The sequence below is a fragment of the Alcaligenes sp. SORT26 genome (assembly GCF_017377875.1).
In the GTDB taxonomy this organism is placed as follows: domain Bacteria; phylum Pseudomonadota; class Gammaproteobacteria; order Burkholderiales; family Burkholderiaceae_B; genus Alcaligenes; species Alcaligenes parafaecalis.
On the sequence record NZ_CP070975.1, the window covers coordinates 2704808 to 2727260 of the forward strand.

Genomic DNA, 22453 nt, shown 5'->3' on the forward strand with positions numbered 1-22453 from the left:
AGACATCCTTCAAAAACACGGGTCAGTCACAATAAAAACGATGAACCTGAACGATGTTCTTGCGTTGATGTTCAGTACTGAGCGAGCGCTGCGGCCCGCCTCCTGCTTCATTGGCGTCACGCCAATCAGGTCCTCTTACTGTCTAAAACCACCAAGTCTCCAAAACCCGGAACCTGCTTTTGCCTGTTTTTTTGAATTTTTTGTTAAAAAAACGGCAAGCCATTGAATTTCATAGGCTTTTATTTTTATATTTTTTGCTGAAAGCGGTGCTGAAATACCCTGAGCTATCAGTTCAGGGCTTCCACATTGGTCCACCATGGCAAGGGCTGGCCGATACGAATCGGCAGTGCCGAGGCCAGCATTTTCAACACACGGTCGGTATCGTGGATGGGGAAACTGCCATAGACCTTCAGGTCGGCAACGGAATCATCTACCCCCAAATAGCCTTTGCGGTAACGGCTCAATTCCTGAATCACGCTGCGCAACGTAATGTTGTCAGCCACCAGTACACCTTGCGTCCAGGCCTCCCGCGCCTGATCAGCATCCATGCTCTGCTTGATACGCTGAGCACTAAAATGCACCTGCTTGCCCGCCTGTACCGTGGCGGTGTTTTGACCCGTTGCGGTAGACACCTGCACAGCCCCTTCGTAGACAGCCAACTGCGTACAGTCCTTGTCCATACGCACATTGAATTTCGTACCCAAGGCACGCATATTGCCCTGCTGGGTCTGAACAGTGAATGGCCTTGCCGTGTCGTCCTTGGCCGTCTGAATGAAGATCTCGCCCGAAATCAACACGATATGACGAGCCTGGGCCGTGAACTGCACATCAATTGCAGAAGCCGTGTTGAGCCAGAGCCGGGAGCCATCAGCCAGAACAATCTGATTTTGCTCGCCTGTTTGCGTGGAGTGGTCGGATGCCAACGCCAGGACACTGGACGGCAGCCAGGACTGACGCCAGCTCAACCAGCCTAAAACCCCGGTCCCCGCCAGCGCGGCAACACTAGTCAGCACACGGCGGCGTTGATGCAAACGCTCATTGGCGCTGTGCAGTTTCTCCACCACGCGGCGCGAATCCGGCGCCGTGCGTACCGGCTCAAAACTGCGGCTGACTTCTTCCACATAGCGCCAGGCGGTGCTATGCATCTCGTCCTGCTTCAGCCAGCTTTGCCAGGCAGAACGCTCGGCCGCACTGGCTTTGCCATCACGCAAGCAGGCATACCACTCGGCGGCTTGCATCAAGACAGCATGGGGAGGCGTTACGGAAGAAGAAAAACTGGAACTGTGCTTCATGGGGCTTAGTACTGGGGTTCCTGACGCAGCTCGGCCACTGTCTGGCACGCATGCAGGCTGATGCACCCCAACATGGCTTGGGCCACGTACTTACGCACCATGCGGCCGGAAATACCCATTTCTGCACCGACTTCGTCGTCAGTCAGCTCGCAAATGACGGCAAGCGTAAAGGCTTTGGCAGCTTTGGGAGACAAGCTGCTTAGCATGGTGCTGATCTCTTCGAGCGCCTGCAAAATCATGGCTTGCCGCTCTGCTGAAGGGTAGAAAGTCTCCGGCGTCGCGGCCAGAATATCCAACCAAGCCTGCTCAATTTCCTGACGTCGCCAGAGATTGATGCACAGATTCTGCGCGGTCTTGCGCAAATAAGCCCGAGCTTCACCCGGGCTGGAAAACTGCCACTTGGAGCGGCTGCTTAACAAGCGTACAAACGTGTCCTGCGCCAAGTCAGCCGCCTGGTCTGCCCCACCCAATCGATGATGCAGCCAGCGCTGCAACCAACTGTGGTGGTCGCAGTAAAGTGACTCGACCGAATCGGCCGAAGACACACCTGACAAGGGTAGAACTGAAGATGACACGAGGGTACTCCGCACTGACAGCTAATGAGAATCGTTATCAATTATTATATGTTGCTGTCCGTCCAGTCCGCTAGCGGTGTGTGTTTGGGGCGACAAATGGGGCTATTTTGAGGGACTCCGCTCGCTTCTCCAGACCTTCAAATACAAAGTAATCAGCCTTCCTCTACTGGGCACAAATATCACGATTATCTCCATCCGTAGATGATAGGCAGGTAAGCTCCAAGTAAATCATTATTAATGAAATTCTGGTTTTTTGATTATTTGTGAATAAAATCTTGTAACGGTTAACTTTTTTTGAGTACAGCATGGCTACCCAAAATTATGGAGAGATCGGCTACGGCCACTTGGTAAACCTACTGGGGTTAAATGTGTCCGGCTACCGACTGCACGCCAAAATTGACAGTGGTGTGTTGTCTGTACGAGAACAGGGCAATGATCTGCACATACCCACCGCTGTAGCACCTAATACTGACGATCCATTGGCTCATCTCGAGTTCGCCCTGAAATACCAAGGCGTCGAACTCGAAGTCATTCAGGCTGCATGTACCAAATTGGAGCCAGGGCATATCCAGGCTCGACTGGATGCCTCCCCAAACGGGAAATATATCCGGACCATCGCGGCCCTCTATGAGAGCTTCACGCAACAATCTCTTCAAGCCAAAGCGATCTCCGCCCCTTACGTTAACTTGTTTGATCCTGAGGTTTATGTCTGCGGAACAAAGCGTCGTCAGAGTAAATTTCGGGTGAATTTTAACGGCATTGGAAACTTGGATTTCTGCCCCGTTATTCGCCGCAGCGCTACGCTGGAAGCATTACTCGATCGCGACATTTTTGCGGACCTGGATGCATTCGTAGAATCAATCGGCGGGGCCCAGAACCTGGATCGCGCTCTAGGCTGGGCCTATCTGGATGAAACACGCGGATCCTTCGCCATTGAGCATGAGGCGCCCTCAGAGGACAAAGCCAGGCGTTTTGTCCAATTACTGCGCAGTGCGCACGAGGGACGACCACTATCAGAGGACTACCTTACTGAATTACAGCGCGATACCATCACCAATCCCTTGCTGGAGGCAGTCGCTTTTCGCCACGAACAGAACTGGCTCCAGCAAGGTGGTCGACTGCGCGCATCAAACATTACCTATCTTCCCCCACCGCCCGAAGAAGTCAGGCCCTTGATGAATGCCTTGACCCGTTTTGCGAATGCTCCCGAATCGATCCACCCACTTCTGAACGCATTCCTGATCTCGTTTGCCTTTGTTTTCATCCACCCCTTCATGGATGGCAACGGTCGCATTTCCCGATTTCTGATACACCATGCTCTATGTCGGTCTGGCAAGCTCGATCAAGGTCTGATATTGCCTATTTCAGTTGCGATGTCACACCATGAATCCGAGTATCTAACTGCGCTGCAAAGCGTTTCAAAACCGATTCGTACTCTTTGGGAAGTCATGGTTCTGGAGGAAGATCGCATCCACGCGACCTTTATCGGCAGCGGCACACCCTATCGTTATTGGGACGCAACCGAATGCATGGAGTTTGGGCTGCGGATGACGCACTACGCGTTGGACACATCACTTATCAAGGAATCGGACTATCTGAAACGCTTTGATGCTGTCTATGAGCGCATCAATACGCATCACGATATTCTGAGCAAGGATCTACACGCCTTGATCCGAATGGCCCACAGCCAAGGGGGTACGATCTCACAGAACCGACGCAAGCAGTATCTGTATCGCGTGCCACCCCACGTCCTGGATGACATTGAGACGCAGGTCAAAGCAATCTTTTTTGACGACAGCGACACTGAGAGCACACTATCCAATTAAGTTGCCCAACAGCTTAAAAACCAACATCCACCGAGATGAACATCACTTCGGTGGATGTTGATAAAACTCGAGCAACGTCAATCGAAACTAGAGCCGGATAGACTTTGCTTCCGGTTCTCAGCAATCAATTGTCGCTCACTCCACCGTCACACTCTTAGCCAAATTCCGTGGTTTATCCACGTCCGTGCCACGCGAGCAGGCCGTGTGATACGCCAGCAATTGCAGCGTCACGGTATGCAAGATTGGGGACAGCTTGCCGTAGTGCTCTGGCATACGAATGACATGCACACGTTCGCTGCTACCGATACGGGTATCGGCGTCGGCAAACACGTACAGTTCGCCACCGCGTGCGTGGACTTCTTCGATATTGGATTTCAGCTTTTCCAGCAGCTCATCGCGTGGGGCGATGGTGACCACGGGCATGGCTTCGGTGACCAGAGCCAGAGGGCCATGTTTCAGTTCACCAGCAGGGTAACCTTCGGCGTGGATGTAGCTGATTTCTTTCAACTTCAACGCGCCTTCCATGGCGATGGGGTAATGCATGCCACGGCCCAGGAACAAGGCGTTTTCCTTGCTGGCGAAACGGTCTGCCCATGCCATGATTTGCGGCTCCAGAGCCAACACGGCAGCGATTGCGGTAGGCAGGTGACGCAAGGCTTTCAGATAATCGCCTTCCTGCTCCTGATTCAAATGGCCTTTGACTTGAGCCAAGGCAATGGTCAGCAGGAACAAGGCCGTTAGCTGGGTAGTGAAGGCTTTGGTGGAAGCCACGCCAATTTCCACGCCAGCGCGGGTGATGTAGGACAGTTTGCACTCGCGCACCATGGCGCTGGTGGCCACGTTGCAAATGGTCAGGGTCTGTTCCATGCCCAAGCTGCGAGCGTGCTTCAGAGCGGCCAGAGTATCGGCGGTTTCACCGGACTGGGAAATGGTCACGACCAGGGTGCGAGGGTTAGGCACACTGTCGCGGTAGCGGTATTCGCTGGCGATTTCCACATTGACGGGGATCTTGGCCAGAGACTCGATCCAGTAACGGGCAGTCAGACCAGCGTAGTAGCTGGTGCCGCAAGCCAGGATCAGTACATTGTCGATATCCTGAAAGACCTTATAGGCCTGATCGCCAAACAGTTCAGGCGTGACACTTTCGATGTCTTGCAAGGTATCGCCCACAGCACGAGGCTGCTCGAAGATTTCCTTTTGCATGAAGTGGCGGTATGGGCCTAATTCAGCGGCGGCGGTATGCAGATGCACGGTGTGTACGGGACGATCAACAGAGCGGCCGTCCTTGTCCATGATCCACACTTTGTTGATTTGCAGATCAATCACATCACCGTCTTCCAGGTAGATGATTTGATCGGTGGTGCCAGCCAAAGCCAAAGCGTCCGAGGCCAGGAAGTTTTCGTTCTGGCCTACGCCAACAACCAGCGGTGAACCGTGGCGAGCGCCGACGACGCGATGTGGCTCGTCCTGACAGAACACGGCAATCGCGTAGGCTCCGGTCAGGCGGCGAATAACCTGCTGTACCGCCTCGAACAGATCACCGTTGTACAGATGATCGATCAGGTGGGCGATGACCTCGGTGTCGGTCTGGCTCTCGAACACATAGCCAATACCTTGCAATTCAGCACGCAAATCGTCGTGGTTCTCAATGATGCCGTTATGCACCAAAGCGATGCGCGCTTTGCCTTTACCGGAGAAATGCGGGTGAGCGTTATGGGTAGCTGGCGCACCGTGTGTGGCCCAGCGAGTGTGAGCAATGCCGGTGAAGCCTTGCAGATGATCTGCCTGGACCTGTTCTTGCAGCTCGGCCACGCGCTGAGTACTGCGTGCCCGCAACAACTGGCCCTGCGCATGAACAGCAACGCCGCAAGAATCGTAGCCCCGGTATTCCAGACGCTTCAGACCTTCCAGCAGCACGGGGACAATATCGCGTTGCGCAACAGCGCCAACAATTCCACACATAGCCAACTCCTGTTCATGGCCCCTTCGGGTGGGCCAACTAATCAATTCAATCTGCTTATTCTGATCTGAAACACCAAAAATTTTATTTCTATTTTTCTTTTGAAATGAATTAAAATTTCACTTAATAATCAATATGAAATAAGAACAAAATTTAATTTATTTCTCGAAATTTAATTTCATAATAGATAGATAAACATTGTCATGATTGAACTGGACGAGCTGGATTTGCGAATTCTGGAGCAACTACAAAATGATGCTTCTATCAGCAATCAGGAGCTGGCGGCACGTGTGCATGCGTCCCCTCCAACCTGTCTGCGACGCGTGCGTCGTTTAAGCGAACAAGGGGTGATTCGGCGGCAGGTTGCCTTGCTGGACCCGGAGCAATTGGGCTCCAGTTTGACGGCGATTGTGGAGATCACACTGGACCGTCAGGGTGAAGAATACTTGCAGCAGTTCGAGCGCCTGATGACACCCGAGCCTGCTGTGACGCAGTGTTATCGCGTCTCTACCGGGGTAGATTTCATTGTGATTTTGCAGGTCAATGATATGCAGGCGTATCACAAGCTGGCTCACGCTCTGTTCACCAGCCAGGCGAATATCCGCAACATCCGCAGCTTCTTTTCGATTCATCAGGCCAAGTTCGAGACGCGAGTGCCTTTGCCTGCACCGAAGGTATAAGCCGGAATCAGGCCCGTACGCGTTGCTGTACCAGTTGCTGATACAGACGCAAATAACGCTGCACCATGACGGCAGGATCATGTTCCTGCTGCACCCAGCGATGAGCCAAATCGGCTTGCACACGCGCTGCAACAGGATTGCTCAAGGTGTCATCCAAGGCCTGGGCAATTGCTCGTGCATCGCCTACCGCGCACAAATTGCCGCGCCCATTATCCAAAAGCTCGCTTAAGCCACCAGCCATCGTGGCCGTAACGGGGACACCGTATACAAAGGCATCCAGAACGCTGGACCCCAGGGCTTCATGTCGAGAGCTCAGAACAAAGCCATCCATTAATCGATACGCTTGTTCGGGACGGGATTCAAAGCCAGCCAGTTTGTAGCAGGACTCCAAGCCCAACTGCGCAATCAGTTCCTGTGCCGCCGAAGATTCAGAGCCGGGCGCGCCAAAGTGTAAAAACACAAAGTCCTGACGGCGCTGATACAGGGCGTGAACAGCACGGATCAGGGTCAGGGGGTCTTTCTCGGACGTCAATGCAGCCATCGTCCCCAAAACACGGAAACCTTGCGGGTTCCAGCGCTGCCGCAGGTGATTGACGTAGACCTCGTCCTGCTCCACATATTCAATGGCACTGGGAATCAGATCCACAGAGAAGCCCAGACGACGCGGCTCTGCTGCTGCCGCCTGACTGATCGCCACCAGGCGATCTGCCTTGCTCCACTTCCAGCGCGTGCGCCGTTCTTTGGACGTTAACGGGCTGCTTGTCTGCAGTCCGCTACGCTGTTCAATCCGTTTACGGTCAACGGGGAAAGCCGTGCGACGGGTAAAGACCACCCGCTTGGGCAGCCAGAAATGCAGCACAGCCAACCAGCTCATGCAGGACGCGGTTTGGGAATGGACGATATCAAAGCCACGGCCATGCACCAGCAAGTAGCGCAGCGCTGCACCCACGGAGGCGCATTCGACCACGCTCAAACCCTGCTCTTTGGCACGCTTGGCCAGTTCTTCATCACGTCTGGCCAGCAAACTGACCTGGTGACCCGCCTGCTGCATATGCTGCAGACTCAGCAAGGTTTGCCGTTCGCCACCGCGCCAACCGCGCTCGAAATTAAGCTGCAGAATGCGCATGGCGACCATCCAGAATCAGCCCATCCGGGCTCGCTGCGCTACCCAAGCACGCAGCACGACTCCCCTTGCAAGGCAAAGGGGGCCATACCAAAGATGGGCTAAAACACATCAAGATTTACGGACCGGGCGCTTCCAGCCGGACACACTGCGCTGTTCCGAACGCGACAGGGTCAACTGATCATCCGGTGCATTGCGCACCAAGGTCGTACCCGCACCAATCGTTGCGCCACGGCCTACGGTCACAGGGGCTACCAACTGCGTATCGGAGCCGATGAACGCATCGTCACCAATCACGGTGCGGAACTTGTTCACGCCGTCGTAATTGCAGGTGATGGTGCCCGCGCCAATGTTCACACGCTGCCCCACATCGGCATCACCGATATAGGCCAGGTGATTGGCTTTGGAGCCTTCGCCCAGTTGGGTGTTCTTGATTTCCACAAAGTTGCCAACGTGGGTGTGATTGGCCAGAACAGCACCCGGACGCAGACGAGCGTATGGGCCAATACGGGCTTCTTCACCGACCTGAGCTTGCTGCAGATGGCTGAAGGCTTCGATTTGTGTACCGGCACCGACAGTAACGTCACGCAGAACACTGTGAGGACCAACACGCACGCCGTCTTGCAAGACAACCTTGCCTTCAAACACGCAGCCCACGTCAATGAACACATCACGGCCACATTCCAGTGTGCCGCGCAGATCAAAGCGGGCCGGATCGGCCAGTGTCACGCCTTTTTCCAGCAAGCGACGTGCCTGCTCGGCTTGCCACAGACGCTCCAGCTCGGCCTGTTGAATACGACTGTTCACACCCAGGGTTTCCCAGCCCGCAGCAGGTTGTGCCGCTTGCACAGACACGCCATCAGAAACGGCCAAAGCGATGATGTCGGTCAGGTAGTACTCGCCTTGAGCGTTGTCGTTGGTGATGCGAGTCAGCCAGTCTTTCAGACGGGCCGTAGGTGCCACCAGAATGCCGGTGTTTACTTCTTTCACGGCACGTTCGGCGTCGCTGGCATCTTTGTGCTCAACAATGCGCTGCACGGAGCCGTCTGCACCGCGAATGATGCGGCCATAGCCGGTGGAGTCTGCCAATGTCTCGGTCAACACGGCTACGCCTTGACCACGGGCTTCCAGCAAGCGGCGCAGGGTGTCGGCCTGGACCAGAGGTACGTCACCGTACAGCACCAGCGTGGCGTCGTCTTCCTGGTCGCCACCGACCAGTTCAGGCACTGCCTGTTGCACAGCGTGGCCCGTGCCATGCTGGGGTTGCTGCAGGGCAAAGGCCAGCTCGGCCTGTGCGAAGGTTTGCTGAACGCGCTCGGCGCCATGACCCACCACGACCACAACTTTTTCCGGCTCCAGTTCACGTGCGCTATCAAGCACGTGGGCCAGCATGGATTTGCCGGCGATAGGATGCAGTACTTTGGGCAGGTCAGACTGCATACGCTTGCCCATGCCTGCTGCCAGAATCACGATATTAAGCATAAAAATTTACCTACTAGGTTGGTCGATCAGTTCTTTTTGGTACTGCTTTTGGTGCTACGCGTAGCGGTTTTTTTAGCCACCGTTTTGGTGGCCGCCTTGGTTGCGGTTTTAGTGGCTGCTTTCGCTGCCGTTTTTACCGTCTTGGCCGCTGCCGGAGCACTGGTCTTGGCCGAAGTCTGGGCATTGGCCGCCGCTGGTTTAGGGGGCTTGGCCGACCCGGTCGATTTGGCCTTGGTCGCTTGCTGGCGATAGTTTTCTACCTGCTGCATTGATGCGGCTGTGGCGGTCGCCATGGCATCAAATTGCTGTTGCAGCATGTTCCACCACGCTTGCGCAGCGGGATTGCCTGCCCCGGCCTCCTGCTGGGCTCCAGGCTGTTTATCTTTTGGGGTGTCCTGCTTGGCAGCCGCTTCGGGCTGTGGTGCAGCTTGTTGATGCTGTGGCGAGGGCTGAGCCGCTGCTGACTGGGATGCCGTGTGCGCTGCCGCCTCCGGCTTGCTGGCCTGCGCCTTGGCACCTGCTGCACTATCTGCGCTCGCAGCACCCGCTGCCATAGGATTGAAAGCCATGAAGGCTTCAAAGGGATTTGCCCCACCCGCCGCCTGCGTTCCTTGCTGCGCCATCGCCTTGATCGCTGCCAAGGTGGAGCGCTGAATTTCCAGCCCTTGAATGGTCGTGCCCAGCATGGAGAGATTCAACTGCAGCCAGCTTTCCACGGCACGCAAATCACGAATGCGGCGGTCCAGATCATCGGGCGACAGGCTGGGCATCATGCCTGAGCCCAACTCACCCGCGCCACCGCTGGCCATGTTTTTCCAGGCCTGCGCCATCATGTCCATACTGCGCAGCAAAGGATTATTGCCGCCGCCCAGGGCATTGAAATCAGGTATACCAAAAGGATTCGGGTTCATGCGTAGCTCCCATCGGGTTGATGCCTGCCCGGTGATTCCCAGGTTCAGGCCAGCTTGTCCAGATGCTGCTTGATGCTGTCGATCAGCACCACTTGCGCTTCCAGAGTGAACAAATCTGCTTCTATCATTTGCCAGGCTTCATCCAGCGTCAATAAGCGAAACTCACTAACCTCGCCGTCCATATTGCGGGGCCGCACATCATCGGCCAGTACGCAGTCGCTGACCAGGGCGTTCTCCACCTGATAGCCTTCCGGCAGGCGACGGTGCATACGCAAGGACACGCGCAAGGGAGTGCAATCAGCCAGCACAGACTCGGGCAAGCCCGCTTCTTCATAACTTTCACGTATGAGGGAGGTATGCAGGGATTCCCCGCTGACCGCCAGGCCACCGACCAGCGTGTCCCACATATTCGGGTCTGTCGATTTGGTGGGGGAACGGCGCGCGGCCCAGATGCGACCGTCTGTGGACCAGCCATTCAAATGCACAGCCTGGGTCAGAAACCCCAGGGGACGCACAGCGCCGCGTTCAATACGGGACAGGCATTGCCCCTCACCAACGACATCCAGCAACTCGTCACGCCAGGCCCGGATGCAACCGCCTTCCTGCAAACGCAAGGCGACCTGATCCAGGACCTGAGCCAAGCTCAATTCCTGGCTGGGGCATTCGCTCAGACGCAAGACATCTTCTTCAATCAAGACCCCCGGCAAGGGCTCGATACAGCGGGCAGCCTTGGGGGTAATCCATCCGGCAACACGTCCATCAACAGTGACAGGACGGCTGCCCGGCGGGGGCAATTGTTGCAGTTGACTGGTCAAGCTGGCCATGCGTTGACGCAGGGCCTGAGTAAGTGATCGGTTCTGGAACAAAGTCATAGTCGGCGATTGTAATTCAAGCCTTGCCCCATTACGGCTTTTGTAGCGTTTAGTCCAACCTTGTCGTCTAGGGACATACCCTGCCCTTGAAGGCTAAAGCAAGTTCTATATAATTTCCGTGAACAGATAAGCTACTAAAAACTTCGAGCGGACCAGCACTTAGCTGCGACAAGCCCGCCACTGCAACACAGCAGTTTCTTCCAGCGTTGGATTTTTCGGAGCGTTGACGCAGCCGAACCCCGGTTTGGCATGGCAACACCAAAAGAGGGACAACAATGAAGATGTGGAGAAGTTTATTTGCTCTGACCGCCTGTTCGACGGCAGGGCCAAGCCTGGCTCAGATCACCCATATGGAGGGTGGTCCCCGTGTCAATCAGCTCAATTTGCATAACGGGGTTACCCCCATCGCCCAGGACATTGCCTGGCTGCATTGGATGATGCTGATCATCTGTACCATCATCTTTATTGGTGTGTTCGGCGTGATGTTCTATTCCATCATCCGGCACCGCAAGTCCAAAGGCGCAATCGCTGCCCGCTTCCACGAACACCTGGGTGTGGAAGTGGCCTGGACCATCATCCCCTTTCTGATCGTGATCGGCATGGCGCTACCCGCCACCAAAACGGTGGTCGCCATGAAGGACACCAGCAGCGCCGACCTGACCGTTAAAGTCACCGGCTATCAGTGGAAATGGGGCTACGAGTATCTGGACGGCCCGGCCACTGGCGTCAAATACCTGTCCAACCTGTCGACGCCCCGCGCCCAGATTGAAGGTCGCGAGCCCATTGGCCCGAACTATCTGATGGAAGTGGACAAGCCGCTGGTCGTGCCGGTTCACAAGAAAGTACGCGTCATGCTGACTGCCGAGGACGTCATCCATTCCTGGATGGTGCCCGAGTTTGGCGTCAAGCAAGATGCCATCCCCGGCTTTTTGCGCGACACCTGGTTCCGCGCCGACAAGGTCGGCACGTACCGCGGCCAATGTGCCGAGCTGTGCGGCAAGGACCACGCCTACATGCCCATCGTGGTGCAAGTGATGGAGCAAGAGGATTACGACAAGTGGGCCAAAGAGCAAAACGACTTGCTGACCGCCCAAGCCGACGATCCCAATAAAGAGTGGAGCAAAGACGAGCTGACCGAACGCGGCAAGCAGATCTTTGCGCAGAACTGCGTGGCTTGCCACCAGGCCAACGGCAAAGGTATGCCCGGCACCTTCCCCGCTCTGGATGGCGATACAAAATTTGTGCTCGCCCCAAAGAAAGGCCAGATCGACACGGTGTTGAATGGTCACCCTGGCACTGCGATGGCGGCCTTCCGCAATCAGCTTACTGATGTACAGATTGCAGCGGTCATCACCTACACACGTAACGCCTGGGGCAACGCTGGCAAAGGGCCCGACCCGGTCGTGATGCCCGCCGACGTCAAGGAACAGCGCTAAGTCTGCGCTCGCCGCCTATCACACTATCAATCTATCCCTGACTACGGCCAGGGGGAGTGCAGCAAGGAGTCAAGCATGAGTAGCGTCACCGTCGACCATGTAGCGAACCCGAGCGGACATGATGATCACCATCATGCCCATGCCACCCCTAGCGGCTGGCGTCGCTGGTTGTTCGCCACCAATCACAAAGATATCGGGACCATGTACCTGATCTTCTCCTTTGTGATGTTGCTGGAGGGCGGCGTGCTGGCTTTGCTGCTGCGTACCGAACTGTTCCAGCCGGGCCTGCAGTTTTTCCGGCCCGAGCTGTTTAACCAGTTCACCACCATGCACGGCCTGATCATGATTTTCGGTGCGATCATGCCGGCCTTTGTGGGCTTTGCCAACTGGATGATTCCGCTGCAGATTGGCGCATCGGACATGGCCTTTGCCCGCATGAACAACTTCAGCTTCTGGCTGCTGCCCGTGGGCGCGATTCTGTTTACCGCATCCTTCTTTGTGCCGGGCGGCGCACCCGCCGGTGGCTGGACCATGTACGCCCCCCTGTCCTTGCAGATGGGACCGGGCATGGACTTCACGATTTTTGCGGTCCACATTCTGGGCGCGTCCTCCATCATGGGGGCCATCAATATTGTGGTGACGGTATTGAACATGCGCGCCCCCGGCATGACGCTGATGAAAATGCCTCTGTTTTGCTGGACCTGGCTGATTACTGCTTACCTGCTGATTGCCGTGATGCCCGTACTGGCCGCTGCGGTCACCATGCTGCTGACAGACCGTCACTTTGGCACCCACTTCTTTAACGCTGCCGGTGGTGGTGACCCGGTTCTGTACCAGCACATCTTCTGGTTCTTCGGCCACCCCGAGGTCTACATCATGATCTTGCCGGCCTTCGGGATTGTGTCGGCCATTGTGCCGGCCTTCTCCCGCAAGGCTTTGTTTGGCTATGCCTCCATGGTGTATGCCACGGCCGCTATCGCGATTCTGTCTTTCCTGGTCTGGGCTCACCACATGTTCTCCACCGGGATGCCAGTGACCGGGCAGCTTTATTTCATGTATGCCACCATGCTGATCTCCATTCCTACCGGGGTGAAGATCTTCAACTGGGTGGCTACCATGTGGCGCGGTTCGCTGTCCTTTGAAACGCCCATGCTGTTTTCCATCGGCTTTATCTTCGTGTTCACGATTGGCGGCTTTACCGGCCTGATTCTGGCCGTGGCCCCGATTGATATCGCCGTACATGACACCTATTACGTGGTGGCTCACTTCCACTATGTACTGGTAGCCGGTTCCTTGTTCGCCCTGTTTGGCGGTGCCTATTACTGGCTGCCCAAGTGGACAGGCCGCATGTACAACGAGCGTCTGGGCAAGATCCACTTCTGGTCCACCATGATCTCGTTCAACGTGACCTTCTTCCCCATGCACTTTCTGGGTCTGGCGGGCATGCCGCGTCGCTATGTGGACTATGCCGGTCAGTTCACGGACTTCCACCAGATTGCCACCATTGGCGCCTTCTGGTTTGGCCTGTCCCAACTGCTGCTGATCTACATCGTGATTCAAGCTGCCCGTGGCAAGGGTGAAGTTGCCAGTGCCAAGCCCTGGGAAGGCGCAGAGGGTCTGGAGTGGACGGTGCCATCGCCCGCACCACACCACACCTTTGAAGTTCCACCTGTCATCAAATAACGCTGGAGGATCGCCGTATGACTCCCGAACAACGCCGTCGCAACCGCCGTCTGGGATTGCTCCTGGCCGTGTTCGTTATTGCCGTCATGGCCTGGACCTTTCTAAAAGGCAGTCAATTTTTAGGACAGTGATATGGATGACGATTTTCGGGACCTCACACGGCGCAAGCTCAGTTTTTTCCAGACATTGAAAGCCATTGCCTGGGGATTTTTTGGAGTCCGTCGTGGCAGCGACCATGAACAGGACATTGCCAAGATCAATCCGGTCTATCTGATTGTTGCCGCCTTGATCGCCACGGTTGTTTTCGTTGTGGGCCTGATTATGGTGGCCCGCTGGTTCATCGGTCAGGCCAGCTAAACCCTGGCCGGATACTGCGCCCAAGGGCACATGATCCGAAGGAGAACACTATGCATGTCGAGACTACGGCTCACCCGTCCAAGGCGCCGTATTACTACGTCCCCGGTTTATCGGGGCATCCGGTACGCGCCAGTATTTCCCTGTGCCTGACGCTACTGGGTGCGGCCATCTGGATCAATAACTGGCCCGGTGGCTTCTGGGTATTTCTGGTCGGGATTCTCAGCTTTTTGCTGGTGCTGTTTTTCTGGTTCAGCGAAGCAGTCAACGAGTCCGAAACCGGCCTGAACAGTGCGCGCGTAGACGTCTCCTATCGCTGGAGCATGTCCTGGTTCATCTTTTCCGAAGTCATGTTCTTTGCGGCTTTTTTCGGGGCACTTTGGTACACCCGCGAAATTGCCACGCCGCTGTTAAGCGACCTGGATCACCGCGCCCTGCTCTGGCCCGACTTTACCGGCACCTGGCCAAATCAGGGCCCGGCTGGCACTGTCGCCCCGTTCCAGACCGTAGGCCCGCTGTGGCTGCCTACGATCAATACGGCCTTGCTGCTGACCTCGGGCGTCACCCTGACCATTGCTCACCACGCCCTGCGTGCCAGCAAGCGTGGCGGCGCAATCTTCTGGCTGTTCATGACCGTGGCGCTGGGCTTCGCCTTTGTGGCCTGCCAAGCCTACGAATACATGCACGCCTACGCCGAACTGAACCTGAAGTTCACCTCTGGCGCATACGGGGCCTTGTTCTATATGTTGACGGGCTTTCACGGCTTTCACGTGATTATCGGTGCCACCATGCTGACGGTGATGCTGATACGGCTGATGCGCGGGCACTTTACCGCCGAACACCACTTTGGTTTTGAAGGTGCCGCCTGGTACTGGCACTTTGTGGACGTGGTGTGGCTGGGCTTGTATCTGTACGTGTACTGGTTCTAGTGGTCCATGCTCCAGGCCCGTACTGCGGGCCTGGATTTTTACTTCACGCCAAGGGCACTCCGGTGCTTTCAATCCAACCCAGGTAATGGGCCAGCAGCACGAACAGGAACAGGGCCACGGACAAGCCCACTCGCCAGGTCAGAGCATAGGCCATGCGATTGGAATTACCCCGGTCCCGCATCAAATACACCAGGGCTGAACCCAGCGAAACAATAATCCCCAGAAACACGATCAGGACTAGCACACGCATTACGTCTCCCCCGCTTCAGGTTGAATTGATGTCCAGCAACAATCCTCGTTCTTCTTCGACTCGATCCCTGCTTGCCCTGGTTTGTCTGGGTTTGCTGATGCTGCTGTTCATTAGCCTGGGGCGCTGGCAACTGAGCCGCGCGCAGGAACGTCAAAGCCTGGCACAACAAATAGAACAAGGCCGCCAACAAGCTCCCCTTCATATTGATTCCCAGGCCAGCCTGGATAAAGGTGCCTTGTGGCAGTCTGTCGCGGTGCACGGCTCCTGGCGCAGTGAGTTAACTGTACTCCTGGATAATCGCAATTTCAAAGGTAAGCCAGGCTACTGGATTGCCACCCCATTTGTGCTGGATGAGGGCGATTTGGCGGGCTCCAGCCTCTTGGTGCTACGTGGTTGGCTGGCTCGCATACCGGGGCAAACCCCTAGCGTTCCGGCTGCCCCTTCCGGCTCCGAAACCATTTCCGGCGAATTGATGGAACGGGTGCCACGCCTGTTTGAACTGGGCAGCAGTCCCTTGCCCGAGCACTTGCCCGGCCCATCAGGCACGCCCCCTGTCGTCCAGAACCTTGCCTTGGAAGATCTGCGTACACGCATCGATCTGCCGGTGCTGCCGCGTGTACTGGCGCAGACCGCTCCCGCCTCGGAACTGCAAACAAACTGGCCTGACCCGAACATCGACTTTGAAAAGAACCGTGGCTATGCACTGCAATGGTTCGGTTTTGCCCTGATTGCCCTGTGTGCCTGGATCGGTGTAGCGTGGAAATGGCTGCGACGCTCCAGGCCCAACTCTGCTCCTACAAGGAAAACCTGACGTGGACACGACTCAATCCCCTGCCCGCCCGCGTTCCATGACCCCGCTGTACCTGCTGATGGCCATCAGCCTGGCACCGGTGCTCTTTGCGCTGGCAGCCTACTACATGCCCTCCCTGGGATTGCGGCCCGATGAAAGCAATGCCTATGGTCAGTTGATTGAGCCACAACGCAGCACGCCAGAGCCAAGTGCACTCGCTTTGCAGAATCTGCAAGGTGAAGCCTTTGATCTGAAATCGCTGCGTGGTCGCTGGGTGCTGCTCAGCGCCGATGAAAGCGCCTGCCCCGAAAGCTGCGTGCGCAAGCTGTTCATCCTGCGCAACTCCCATGCCAGCCAAGGCAAGAATGTGGAGCGTCTGGCACGTGTCTGGTTCATCACCGACCAGGGCCAACCCTCTGCACAAATTCTGGAGGCCTACCAGGGCACGCACATGCTGCGCGCTGACCCACGCCAACTGGCCGCTTTCCTCAGCCCTGAAGCCGTGGATAAAGCACCCGAGCAGGCCGTTAAAAATGGCATGTGGATCATCGATCCCAATGGCAATTTGATGATGCTGTTCCCCGGTGATGCCGACCCGCTCAAGGTCCGCACCGATATACGCAAACTGCTGAACAATTCACGGATCGGATAAAGCATGGCCGATATCCGCCAACGCTACCGCAAGCTAGTCTACCTGACCTGGTTTCTGACCCTGGACCTGATCATGTTCGGCGCCTTTGTGCGCCTGACAGACTCCGGCCTGGGCTGCCCGGACTGGCCCGGTTGCTATGGCAAGCTCAGCCCTCTGGGCGCAGGCGCACATATCGAACAGGCTTATCAGGCCATGCCCTATGGCCCGGTTAGCTGGGGCAAGGCCTGGATCGAAATGATTCACCGCTATGTAGGCGCGGCCTTGGGCATGCTGATTATTGCCATCGTCTGGATGGCCTGGCGGCACCGCCATACGCTGGGGCATTCGGCCCGGCTGGCTCTATTCACCTTGCTGGCCGTGTGCGTGCAAGGAGCCTTTGGCGCCTGGACCGTGACCCACAAGCTGATGCCCATTATCGTCACCACCCACTTGCTGGGCGGCATGAGCGTTCTGGCCTTGATGACCTGGCTGGCCGTGCGCGAGAACCCCGGGCCGCCTGTGTCTCCAGTCACCCGCCGCTGGCGACCCTGGTTGATCGGCGCATTTCTGCTGCTGACAATTCAGATTGGCCTGGGCGGTTGGGTCAGCACCAACTACGCCGCACTGGCCTGCATGGACTTCCCGCAGTGCCACGGACAATGGATACCCGATATGGATCTGCATGGCGGATTCTCGCTTTTCCGTGCCCTGGGCGAGCTGCCTTCCGGTGAAATGATTTCCCAGGCCGCACTGACCGCCATCCATTGGGTACACCGCAATATGGCGTTTGTCGTCTTTCTGGTTCTGGGCTCGGTCGCCTGGAAATTACGCGCCGATCCCGTCCTGCGCCGCCCCGCCACACTGGTCCTTTTACTGTTGCTGGCCCAGCTCATCACGGGGTTAACCACGATCTTTTTCCAATGGCCTCTTTTGATTGCCGTCCTGCATAATGGGGGAGCTGCCGGTCTCGTTTTATGCTGCGTCACCCTGTTGGTACGGCTTTCCCGCAAGTCGACTGTCCCCCAAGGAATACAGTATGACAAACACCGCTACCCTGGCTCCCGCCTCGCTCCTGCGCCAGTATCTGGTACTGACTAAACCAAGAGTCACCCAGTTAGCTGTTTTCTGTGCCGTTATCGGCATGTTTCTGGCTGCTCCCGGCCTACCCGATCCGGGTACTGTGGTCGCAGGCACGCTAGGCATATGGATGCTGGCCGCCGCCGCCTTTGCCATCAACTGCCTGATCGAAAGTCAGATTGATGCCCGGATGCTGCGCACCGCCCGACGCGGTACGGCACGTGGCACCATTACCCCACCTCAAGTGCTGGCCATGTCCGGTTTGCTGGGCGGCATGGGCATGCTGGTGCTGTATTACTGGGTGAATCCGCTAACCATGTGGCTGACCTTGGCCACCTTCATTGGTTACGCGGTGATCTATACCGTGATCCTCAAACCCCTGACCCCACAAAACATCGTGATCGGCGGTTTGTCCGGGGCCATGCCCCCTGCCCTGGGCTGGGCCGCCATCGCCAACGCCGTACCGGCTGAAGCCTGGCTGCTGGTACTGATCATCTTCATCTGGACGCCCCCACACTTCTGGGCATTGGCGCTCTACCGTCAGCACGACTACCAGCGCTCCGGCCTGCCCATGCTGCCTGTCACCCACGGCAAGACCTTCACGACATTGCATGTGCTGCTCTACAGCTACATTCTGATGGCTTCCAGCCTGCTGCCTTTCATTATCCGCATGAGTGGTGTGCTGTACCTGGTGGCTGCAATCTTGCTGGGTGCGCGCTTCATTCAATACGCCCATCAACTGCACCGCAACTACAGCGATGAGCTGTCCCGCAAGCTGTTCCGCTTTTCCATTATTTATCTGGCAGTTTTGTTTGGGGCACTGCTGCTGGATCACTGGGTGCGCTTGATCTGATTTCCAGAGCGGTGTCATTCCCAAGCCTTGGGACATGTTGAAGAAACGATTTTTTTTCGACATGTCCTAAAAACATGTTTATGGCGTGTACACATCAATCTGATATGTCTAAAAAATAGAAGAAAATCGACACCTAGGTGAACAAGGAATAGCACAACGGCAAACCGCATCAAAAATCCTGAAAGCGCTTGTAGCCCACAATGTGCTGCGCGAAGTTACCTTAGGACGCGAGAAAGTCTTCATCAACTTGGGCTTGATGGACTTGTTAAAGGGCGACAATCCCAACTAAGTAGTCGCTTGCTCACCCAAGGTTTCCTGCGTTTTAGGAGGCAAAGGCGGGCCTACAAAATTTTCCGCTTCACTCAAAGCATGAGCCAAACCAAACAGCGGTGGCAGTTCCTCGTGCTGACGTTGGCCTGATTCAAACTCCTGCCACACTTGATAAGCCCGCTGGCGTTGACGCACCACGGCCTCGATCTTTTCACTGAATCCTGGGTCTTTACCTCGCAAGGTATCGAAATCACGCTCAGTCAGCATCAGCAGGCGGCTATAGCCCAGGGAGCGCACTTCACCGGCATGGTCACTGTGCTCCATCACATTCACTTCACCAATGGTCTGGCCGGTTCCCAACTCCACCAAGCTGCCATCCGGCAAGGTGACTTCCAGCGCCCCGGAGGCCACAAAGAACATGACGCGCATGCCGCCGTAGCGCAAATGAATTTTCTGGTCTGGCAGGGACAGACGCGGGCGCAATCGTCGCGCCAGATCTTTCTTGGCTTGATCGGAAATACCGTCAAACATGGGCACCTGAGCAATCAGCTCCGTGGCGCTCATGGTCATGTCCAAGGTGGGCCGCTCATCCAGATAGCGCCAGCGCTGCGTGATCTGCTTGACCAGATCCGCGTACATCTCGCTGGTAATCAAGGAGTGCGACAACATGGTGCGATAGTGAGCCCGCTCCTGCGAGGCCGCTACACGTGCCAGATACGATTCCTGCAACCACTGCGCGAACACCGGGTATTGCAGCGTCAAAGAGTGCAAGGCATCTTCCAGTTGGGACAGACGCAATTGGTGAGCCTGCACAATGGTGCCGGTGGCGGGCTGTCCCAATAAAGGGGCCAGCTCAGTTTGGGCGAAACGGATCAGCCGTTGAGCCACTGAACGCTTGGCAATCAAATTGGAGAAGCGCTTGTCCAGTTCCCGTACCAGCCAGCCTTGCATACCAAAGAGGTAATGCAAACGCAAGGCGGCACGAAAGCCTCGGGAGTAACGCAGGTCGTTTGCAATAGCGGCCTCAAAACCTGCCAAACCGGCTAAACGCACCGTATCGTTCATGCGCTCGGCCCGACTCAGCAAGGACTCGGCAGTTTTCCAATCCACAATCTGCGATTTGAGCAGCTCGTAAAACAGCTCAACCTCGCGGGCCGACAGAATCGCCATGCCCATTTTTACTTTCTGCGCTTCGGTCAGGCTTTGGATCTGGCCTGACGCCACACCGGCCTGGCTGGCATCAAAAACCGTACACAAGCGCTCGATCACCTGTGGTTTGATCTGCTCCTGCCGCCCCAGCTCTTCGGTCTTGTCGCGCAACTCTTCCAGGGCCAGGCTCACCGCCTGATCTCGTAAATGACGCTCCAAAGGGGTTAACTGATTCAAACCCAGGCGGCGAATCAAAGGCCGCAGGCTGATCCCGTTTACAAACAGGGTCAGCAGCACAAAGCCCGTGGTCGCCACACCGATGAACTGGCGCACATCATGCGGGATGGCGTGCTGCTCCGTAACGGCCAAGGCCAATGCCAGGGACACAGCCCCACGCAGGCCACCCCACAGAATCACCACTCGGTAAGGACGACTGACTCGGGTGCCAAAGCGGGTTCGCCCCAGTAGAGGCAACACCGCAAACACCATGACGGCACGTGCCAGCAAGGTCACGGCAAACAGCAAGGCGACCAGCCCGATCTGCATCCAAGTGATTTCGGCCATCAGACGCGGAATCAGCATGGCGGCAAACAAAAAGATCAGGGAATTGGCCAGAAAACCCATCTGCGTCCAGGAACTGCTCAGCAGCTCGAAGGTAGCAGGCGACATGCGCGTTCGACCGGTGGAGCCCACGACCAGCCCCGAGATCACCGTCGCCACCACGCCTGATACGCCCAGATAATGCTCGGAGACAAAGAAGGCCAGGTAGGCCAAGGAAATCGTTAGTGTGACTTCGGCTGCAGGCCAACCACGCAACAGCACGAATAGGCCACTGGCTAAACGCCCCATCAGAAATCCGGCGACCCCGCCGCCCAGGAAACTGAACAGAAAACTGCCCAGCACCGTGCTGCCGCGTAACTCGCCACCGCCCGTCAAGACAGCCAGCAGAACCGAATACAAAGCGATAGAAGCGGCGTCGTTAAACAGGGCCTCGCCTTCTACCAAGGTGGATAAGCGCTTGGGGGCACCCACTTCGCGAAAGATACCCACAACAGCCACAGGGTCCGTGGTCGCCACAATCGCACCCAGCATCAGGCACACCACCAAACCATAGGAAGAGGCGGCATTCAGGGCGTAGCCCACGGCAAAGGTACAGACCACCACGGCCACAATAGCCATCATCAAGATGGCGCCAATATCGTCGAGCAAGCGGCGCAAATTCATGGCCAGCGAGGTCTCGAACAGCAAAATTGGCAAAAAGGCGTAAAGAAAGGTCTCGGAGGAGATGTCGAAGGCCTGCAAGGTATTCAGGAAGTCCGACACCATTTTTGGGGCCCAGGCATGCAGGTGCAGCAAGATGCCTAATGCAAAGCCGATCAGAGCCAGGAGTACGGAATACGGCAGTCGCAAGCGTCCGGCCAAAGGCGGCATAAAGGCAACCAGCCCCAGCAGGCCTGCCAATCCAAAAACAAACTGCCCAATCTGCATCGCGACATCCTTTGTCATCTGCATTGAGTCGATCGGCATGGGCATGCGCACTCAGGCATGGGCAGGCCAGATCGGCACGGAAAATCCCCCCGCTTTCCGTATGAATCAGGATAGCGCCTTTTTCTTGCAGCACAGCCGCCAAATTACCTTTTTCCTGGAAAATTTACTTTTTTTGGCCTATCGCCTCACTTCGGGGAACACCAGGCGACACCAACAAGTTAATACGGCGGCTCACTCTCTGCGCCAGCGCAAATTAAGCGCAGAAATAACTGGTTATACTTTCGCATCATGAATTTCCCGCGCACCTTCCTCGCTGCGACACACTGGCCCCACCGCGTGGGCCTGTGTTTGTTACTGCTGGCAGTGGTGTTGCGCGGCATCGTGCCTGCGGGCTATATGCCCAAACAGACCGATCAGGGTTACGCCCTGGCCTTCTGTCTACCCTCGGGGCAAAGCCTGCCCCCGGAAATGGTTCAGCACTGGGCTGCGCTCTTTGGCGACGACACGACGGCCCATTCGGACGAGGCCACTACCAGCGCCACCTGTCCGTTTTGCGTCATGCTGCAAGCGGCGCTGACACCGGCACCTGTCACGATTCTGACACCCTTGAGCATCGGCCACTTCCGGCCTTTCTTGCTACCCCCGCTTAATCCCGCACTGGCCCAGGCCTTTATCCGTGGCCCGCCTGTGGGGCAACGCGCACCACCCGCCCTTCTTTCTGTCTGATTCCCCGCGTTCGGCCCTGCCGCTACGCCCTCCACCTTTTGCTGCTATCGACCAAGCGGGCTTGCCGCTGGACGATGGTCGCCCTACGGAATTTAG

22 protein-coding genes are annotated in these 22453 nt (G+C 56.5%); 12 read left to right on the top strand and 10 right to left on the bottom strand.

Going from position 1 to position 22453, the window contains the following annotated elements; genetic code table 11:
* Positions 1-135 precede the first annotated feature (135 nt).
* The 3 genes from JYG33_RS12390 to JYG33_RS12400 are packed head-to-tail and all read right to left on the bottom strand — an operon-like array spanning position 136 to position 1867.
* Positions 136-318, bottom strand: coding sequence for a hypothetical protein (locus tag JYG33_RS12390; RefSeq protein WP_207872527.1), 183 nt, complete (start codon positions 316-318; stop codon positions 136-138).
* Positions 288-1292, bottom strand: coding sequence for a FecR domain-containing protein (locus tag JYG33_RS12395; RefSeq protein WP_207872528.1), 1005 nt, complete (start codon positions 1290-1292; stop codon positions 288-290). Before JYG33_RS12395 ends, JYG33_RS12390 begins: the two co-directional genes overlap by 31 nt.
* A 5-nt stretch (positions 1293-1297) precedes the next feature.
* Positions 1298-1867: a sigma-70 family RNA polymerase sigma factor gene (locus JYG33_RS12400; RefSeq protein ID WP_266120609.1), complete on the bottom strand. Its 570-nt coding sequence runs from the start codon at positions 1865-1867 to the stop codon at positions 1298-1300.
* Positions 1868-2172: 305 nt separating this feature from the next.
* Between JYG33_RS12400 and JYG33_RS12405 the strand changes: the two genes are divergently transcribed.
* Positions 2173-3693, top strand: coding sequence for a Fic family protein (locus JYG33_RS12405; RefSeq protein WP_207872529.1), 1521 nt, complete (start codon positions 2173-2175; stop codon positions 3691-3693).
* A gap of 135 nt (positions 3694-3828) precedes the next feature.
* Here the strand turns inward: JYG33_RS12405 and glmS are convergent, their stop codons facing one another.
* Complete coding sequence (gene glmS, locus JYG33_RS12410; protein WP_207872530.1) at positions 3829-5655, bottom strand: glutamine--fructose-6-phosphate transaminase (isomerizing); 1827 nt, start codon at positions 5653-5655, stop codon at positions 3829-3831.
* A gap of 201 nt (positions 5656-5856) precedes the next feature.
* Between glmS and JYG33_RS12415 the strand changes: the two genes are divergently transcribed.
* Positions 5857-6333: an Lrp/AsnC family transcriptional regulator gene (locus tag JYG33_RS12415; RefSeq protein ID WP_207872531.1), complete on the top strand. Its 477-nt coding sequence runs from the start codon at positions 5857-5859 to the stop codon at positions 6331-6333.
* Between the two features lie 7 nt (positions 6334-6340).
* On the opposite strand, the gene JYG33_RS12420 is transcribed toward JYG33_RS12415, so the two are convergent.
* The 4 genes from JYG33_RS12420 to JYG33_RS12435 all read right to left on the bottom strand — a co-directional run bounded on the left by JYG33_RS12420 (position 6341) and on the right by JYG33_RS12435 (position 10721).
* Positions 6341-7459, bottom strand: a complete 1119-nt coding sequence (locus JYG33_RS12420) for a glycosyltransferase family 4 protein (RefSeq protein WP_207872532.1) — start codon at positions 7457-7459, stop codon at positions 6341-6343.
* A gap of 108 nt (positions 7460-7567) precedes the next feature.
* A complete protein-coding gene (gene glmU, locus JYG33_RS12425) occupies positions 7568-8938 on the bottom strand; it encodes a bifunctional UDP-N-acetylglucosamine diphosphorylase/glucosamine-1-phosphate N-acetyltransferase GlmU (RefSeq protein WP_207872533.1) in 1371 nt (456 codons plus the stop codon).
* Positions 8939-8964: 26 nt separating this feature from the next.
* A complete protein-coding gene (locus JYG33_RS12430) occupies positions 8965-9849 on the bottom strand; it encodes a PhaM family polyhydroxyalkanoate granule multifunctional regulatory protein (protein ID WP_207872534.1) in 885 nt (294 codons plus the stop codon).
* A 44-nt stretch (positions 9850-9893) separates the two neighbouring features.
* Complete coding sequence (locus JYG33_RS12435; RefSeq protein ID WP_207872535.1) at positions 9894-10721, bottom strand: DUF4743 domain-containing protein; 828 nt, start codon at positions 10719-10721, stop codon at positions 9894-9896.
* Between the two features lie 275 nt (positions 10722-10996).
* On the opposite strand from JYG33_RS12435, the gene coxB reads away from it, so the two are divergent.
* The 5 genes from coxB to JYG33_RS12455 all read left to right on the top strand — a co-directional run bounded on the left by coxB (position 10997) and on the right by JYG33_RS12455 (position 15123).
* Positions 10997-12157 (top strand): cytochrome c oxidase subunit II, encoded by a 1161-nt coding sequence (gene coxB / locus JYG33_RS12440; protein ID WP_207872536.1) that lies wholly within the window; start codon positions 10997-10999, stop codon positions 12155-12157.
* A gap of 75 nt (positions 12158-12232) precedes the next feature.
* Entirely contained in the window at positions 12233-13840 is a 1608-nt protein-coding gene (ctaD, locus tag JYG33_RS12445; RefSeq protein WP_207872537.1) for a cytochrome c oxidase subunit I, read from the top strand.
* A 17-nt stretch (positions 13841-13857) separates the two neighbouring features.
* Positions 13858-13971 carry a cytochrome oxidase small assembly protein gene (locus JYG33_RS18675; RefSeq protein ID WP_009457495.1) on the top strand — a complete coding sequence of 38 codons (114 nt, stop codon included), beginning with the start codon at positions 13858-13860 and terminating at the stop codon, positions 13969-13971.
* 1 nt (position 13972) lies between these two features.
* Entirely contained in the window at positions 13973-14197 is a 225-nt protein-coding gene (locus JYG33_RS12450; protein WP_207872538.1) for a DUF2970 domain-containing protein, read from the top strand.
* A gap of 50 nt (positions 14198-14247) precedes the next feature.
* Positions 14248-15123: a cytochrome c oxidase subunit 3 gene (locus JYG33_RS12455; RefSeq protein ID WP_207872539.1), complete on the top strand. Its 876-nt coding sequence runs from the start codon at positions 14248-14250 to the stop codon at positions 15121-15123.
* A 43-nt stretch (positions 15124-15166) separates the two neighbouring features.
* Here the strand turns inward: JYG33_RS12455 and JYG33_RS12460 are convergent, their stop codons facing one another.
* Positions 15167-15373: a twin transmembrane helix small protein gene (locus JYG33_RS12460; protein ID WP_042485541.1), complete on the bottom strand. Its 207-nt coding sequence runs from the start codon at positions 15371-15373 to the stop codon at positions 15167-15169.
* 28 nt (positions 15374-15401) lie between these two features.
* Between JYG33_RS12460 and JYG33_RS12465 the strand changes: the two genes are divergently transcribed.
* From JYG33_RS12465 to cyoE, 4 genes are read left to right on the top strand one after another with little or no spacing between them, the layout of a single operon-like run.
* On the top strand, positions 15402-16184 hold the full coding sequence (locus JYG33_RS12465) for an SURF1 family protein (RefSeq protein WP_207872540.1): 783 nt from the start codon (positions 15402-15404) through the stop codon (positions 16182-16184).
* Between the two features lies 1 nt (position 16185).
* Positions 16186-16815: a hypothetical protein gene (locus tag JYG33_RS12470; protein ID WP_207872541.1), complete on the top strand. Its 630-nt coding sequence runs from the start codon at positions 16186-16188 to the stop codon at positions 16813-16815.
* Positions 16816-16818: 3 nt separating this feature from the next.
* Positions 16819-17892 (top strand): COX15/CtaA family protein, encoded by a 1074-nt coding sequence (locus JYG33_RS12475; RefSeq protein WP_207872542.1) that lies wholly within the window; start codon positions 16819-16821, stop codon positions 17890-17892.
* Positions 17831-18724 carry a heme o synthase gene (gene cyoE / locus JYG33_RS12480; RefSeq protein ID WP_042485530.1) on the top strand — a complete coding sequence of 298 codons (894 nt, stop codon included), beginning with the start codon at positions 17831-17833 and terminating at the stop codon, positions 18722-18724. The genes JYG33_RS12475 and cyoE overlap by 62 nt, the downstream gene beginning before the upstream one ends.
* A gap of 285 nt (positions 18725-19009) precedes the next feature.
* Here the strand turns inward: cyoE and JYG33_RS12485 are convergent, their stop codons facing one another.
* Positions 19010-21631 (bottom strand): cation:proton antiporter, encoded by a 2622-nt coding sequence (locus JYG33_RS12485; RefSeq protein ID WP_207875847.1) that lies wholly within the window; start codon positions 21629-21631, stop codon positions 19010-19012.
* A gap of 288 nt (positions 21632-21919) precedes the next feature.
* Between JYG33_RS12485 and JYG33_RS12490 the strand changes: the two genes are divergently transcribed.
* Positions 21920-22357 (top strand): DUF2946 family protein, encoded by a 438-nt coding sequence (locus tag JYG33_RS12490; protein WP_207872543.1) that lies wholly within the window; start codon positions 21920-21922, stop codon positions 22355-22357.
* The last annotated feature ends 96 nt before the right edge of the window (positions 22358-22453 follow it).

Excerpts from the sequence above, each read along its gene's own strand:
- JYG33_RS12390 (WP_207872527.1), bottom strand. The coding sequence starts at position 318 with ATGGTGGACCAATGTGGAAGCCCTGAACTGATAGCTCAGGGTATTTCA.
- JYG33_RS12395 (WP_207872528.1), bottom strand. The coding sequence starts at position 1,292 with ATGAAGCACAGTTCCAGTTTTTCTTCTTCCGTAACGCCTCCCCATGCT.
- JYG33_RS12405 (WP_207872529.1), top strand. The coding sequence starts at position 2,173 with ATGGCTACCCAAAATTATGGAGAGATCGGCTACGGCCACTTGGTAAAC.
- glmS (WP_207872530.1), bottom strand. The coding sequence starts at position 5,655 with ATGTGTGGAATTGTTGGCGCTGTTGCGCAACGCGATATTGTCCCCGTG.
- JYG33_RS12415 (WP_207872531.1), top strand. The coding sequence starts at position 5,857 with ATGATTGAACTGGACGAGCTGGATTTGCGAATTCTGGAGCAACTACAA.
- JYG33_RS12420 (WP_207872532.1), bottom strand. The coding sequence starts at position 7,459 with ATGCGCATTCTGCAGCTTAATTTCGAGCGCGGTTGGCGCGGTGGCGAA.
- glmU (WP_207872533.1), bottom strand. The coding sequence starts at position 8,938 with ATGCTTAATATCGTGATTCTGGCAGCAGGCATGGGCAAGCGTATGCAG.
- JYG33_RS12430 (WP_207872534.1), bottom strand. The coding sequence starts at position 9,849 with ATGAACCCGAATCCTTTTGGTATACCTGATTTCAATGCCCTGGGCGGC.
- JYG33_RS12435 (WP_207872535.1), bottom strand. The coding sequence starts at position 10,721 with ATGACTTTGTTCCAGAACCGATCACTTACTCAGGCCCTGCGTCAACGC.
- coxB (WP_207872536.1), top strand. The coding sequence starts at position 10,997 with ATGAAGATGTGGAGAAGTTTATTTGCTCTGACCGCCTGTTCGACGGCA.
- ctaD (WP_207872537.1), top strand. The coding sequence starts at position 12,233 with ATGAGTAGCGTCACCGTCGACCATGTAGCGAACCCGAGCGGACATGAT.
- JYG33_RS18675 (WP_009457495.1), top strand. The coding sequence starts at position 13,858 with ATGACTCCCGAACAACGCCGTCGCAACCGCCGTCTGGGATTGCTCCTG.
- JYG33_RS12450 (WP_207872538.1), top strand. The coding sequence starts at position 13,973 with ATGGATGACGATTTTCGGGACCTCACACGGCGCAAGCTCAGTTTTTTC.
- JYG33_RS12455 (WP_207872539.1), top strand. The coding sequence starts at position 14,248 with ATGCATGTCGAGACTACGGCTCACCCGTCCAAGGCGCCGTATTACTAC.
- JYG33_RS12460 (WP_042485541.1), bottom strand. The coding sequence starts at position 15,373 with ATGCGTGTGCTAGTCCTGATCGTGTTTCTGGGGATTATTGTTTCGCTG.
- JYG33_RS12465 (WP_207872540.1), top strand. The coding sequence starts at position 15,402 with ATGTCCAGCAACAATCCTCGTTCTTCTTCGACTCGATCCCTGCTTGCC.
- JYG33_RS12475 (WP_207872542.1), top strand. The coding sequence starts at position 16,819 with ATGGCCGATATCCGCCAACGCTACCGCAAGCTAGTCTACCTGACCTGG.
- cyoE (WP_042485530.1), top strand. The coding sequence starts at position 17,831 with ATGACAAACACCGCTACCCTGGCTCCCGCCTCGCTCCTGCGCCAGTAT.
- JYG33_RS12485 (WP_207875847.1), bottom strand. The coding sequence starts at position 21,631 with ATGCAGATTGGGCAGTTTGTTTTTGGATTGGCAGGCCTGCTGGGGCTG.
- JYG33_RS12490 (WP_207872543.1), top strand. The coding sequence starts at position 21,920 with ATGAATTTCCCGCGCACCTTCCTCGCTGCGACACACTGGCCCCACCGC.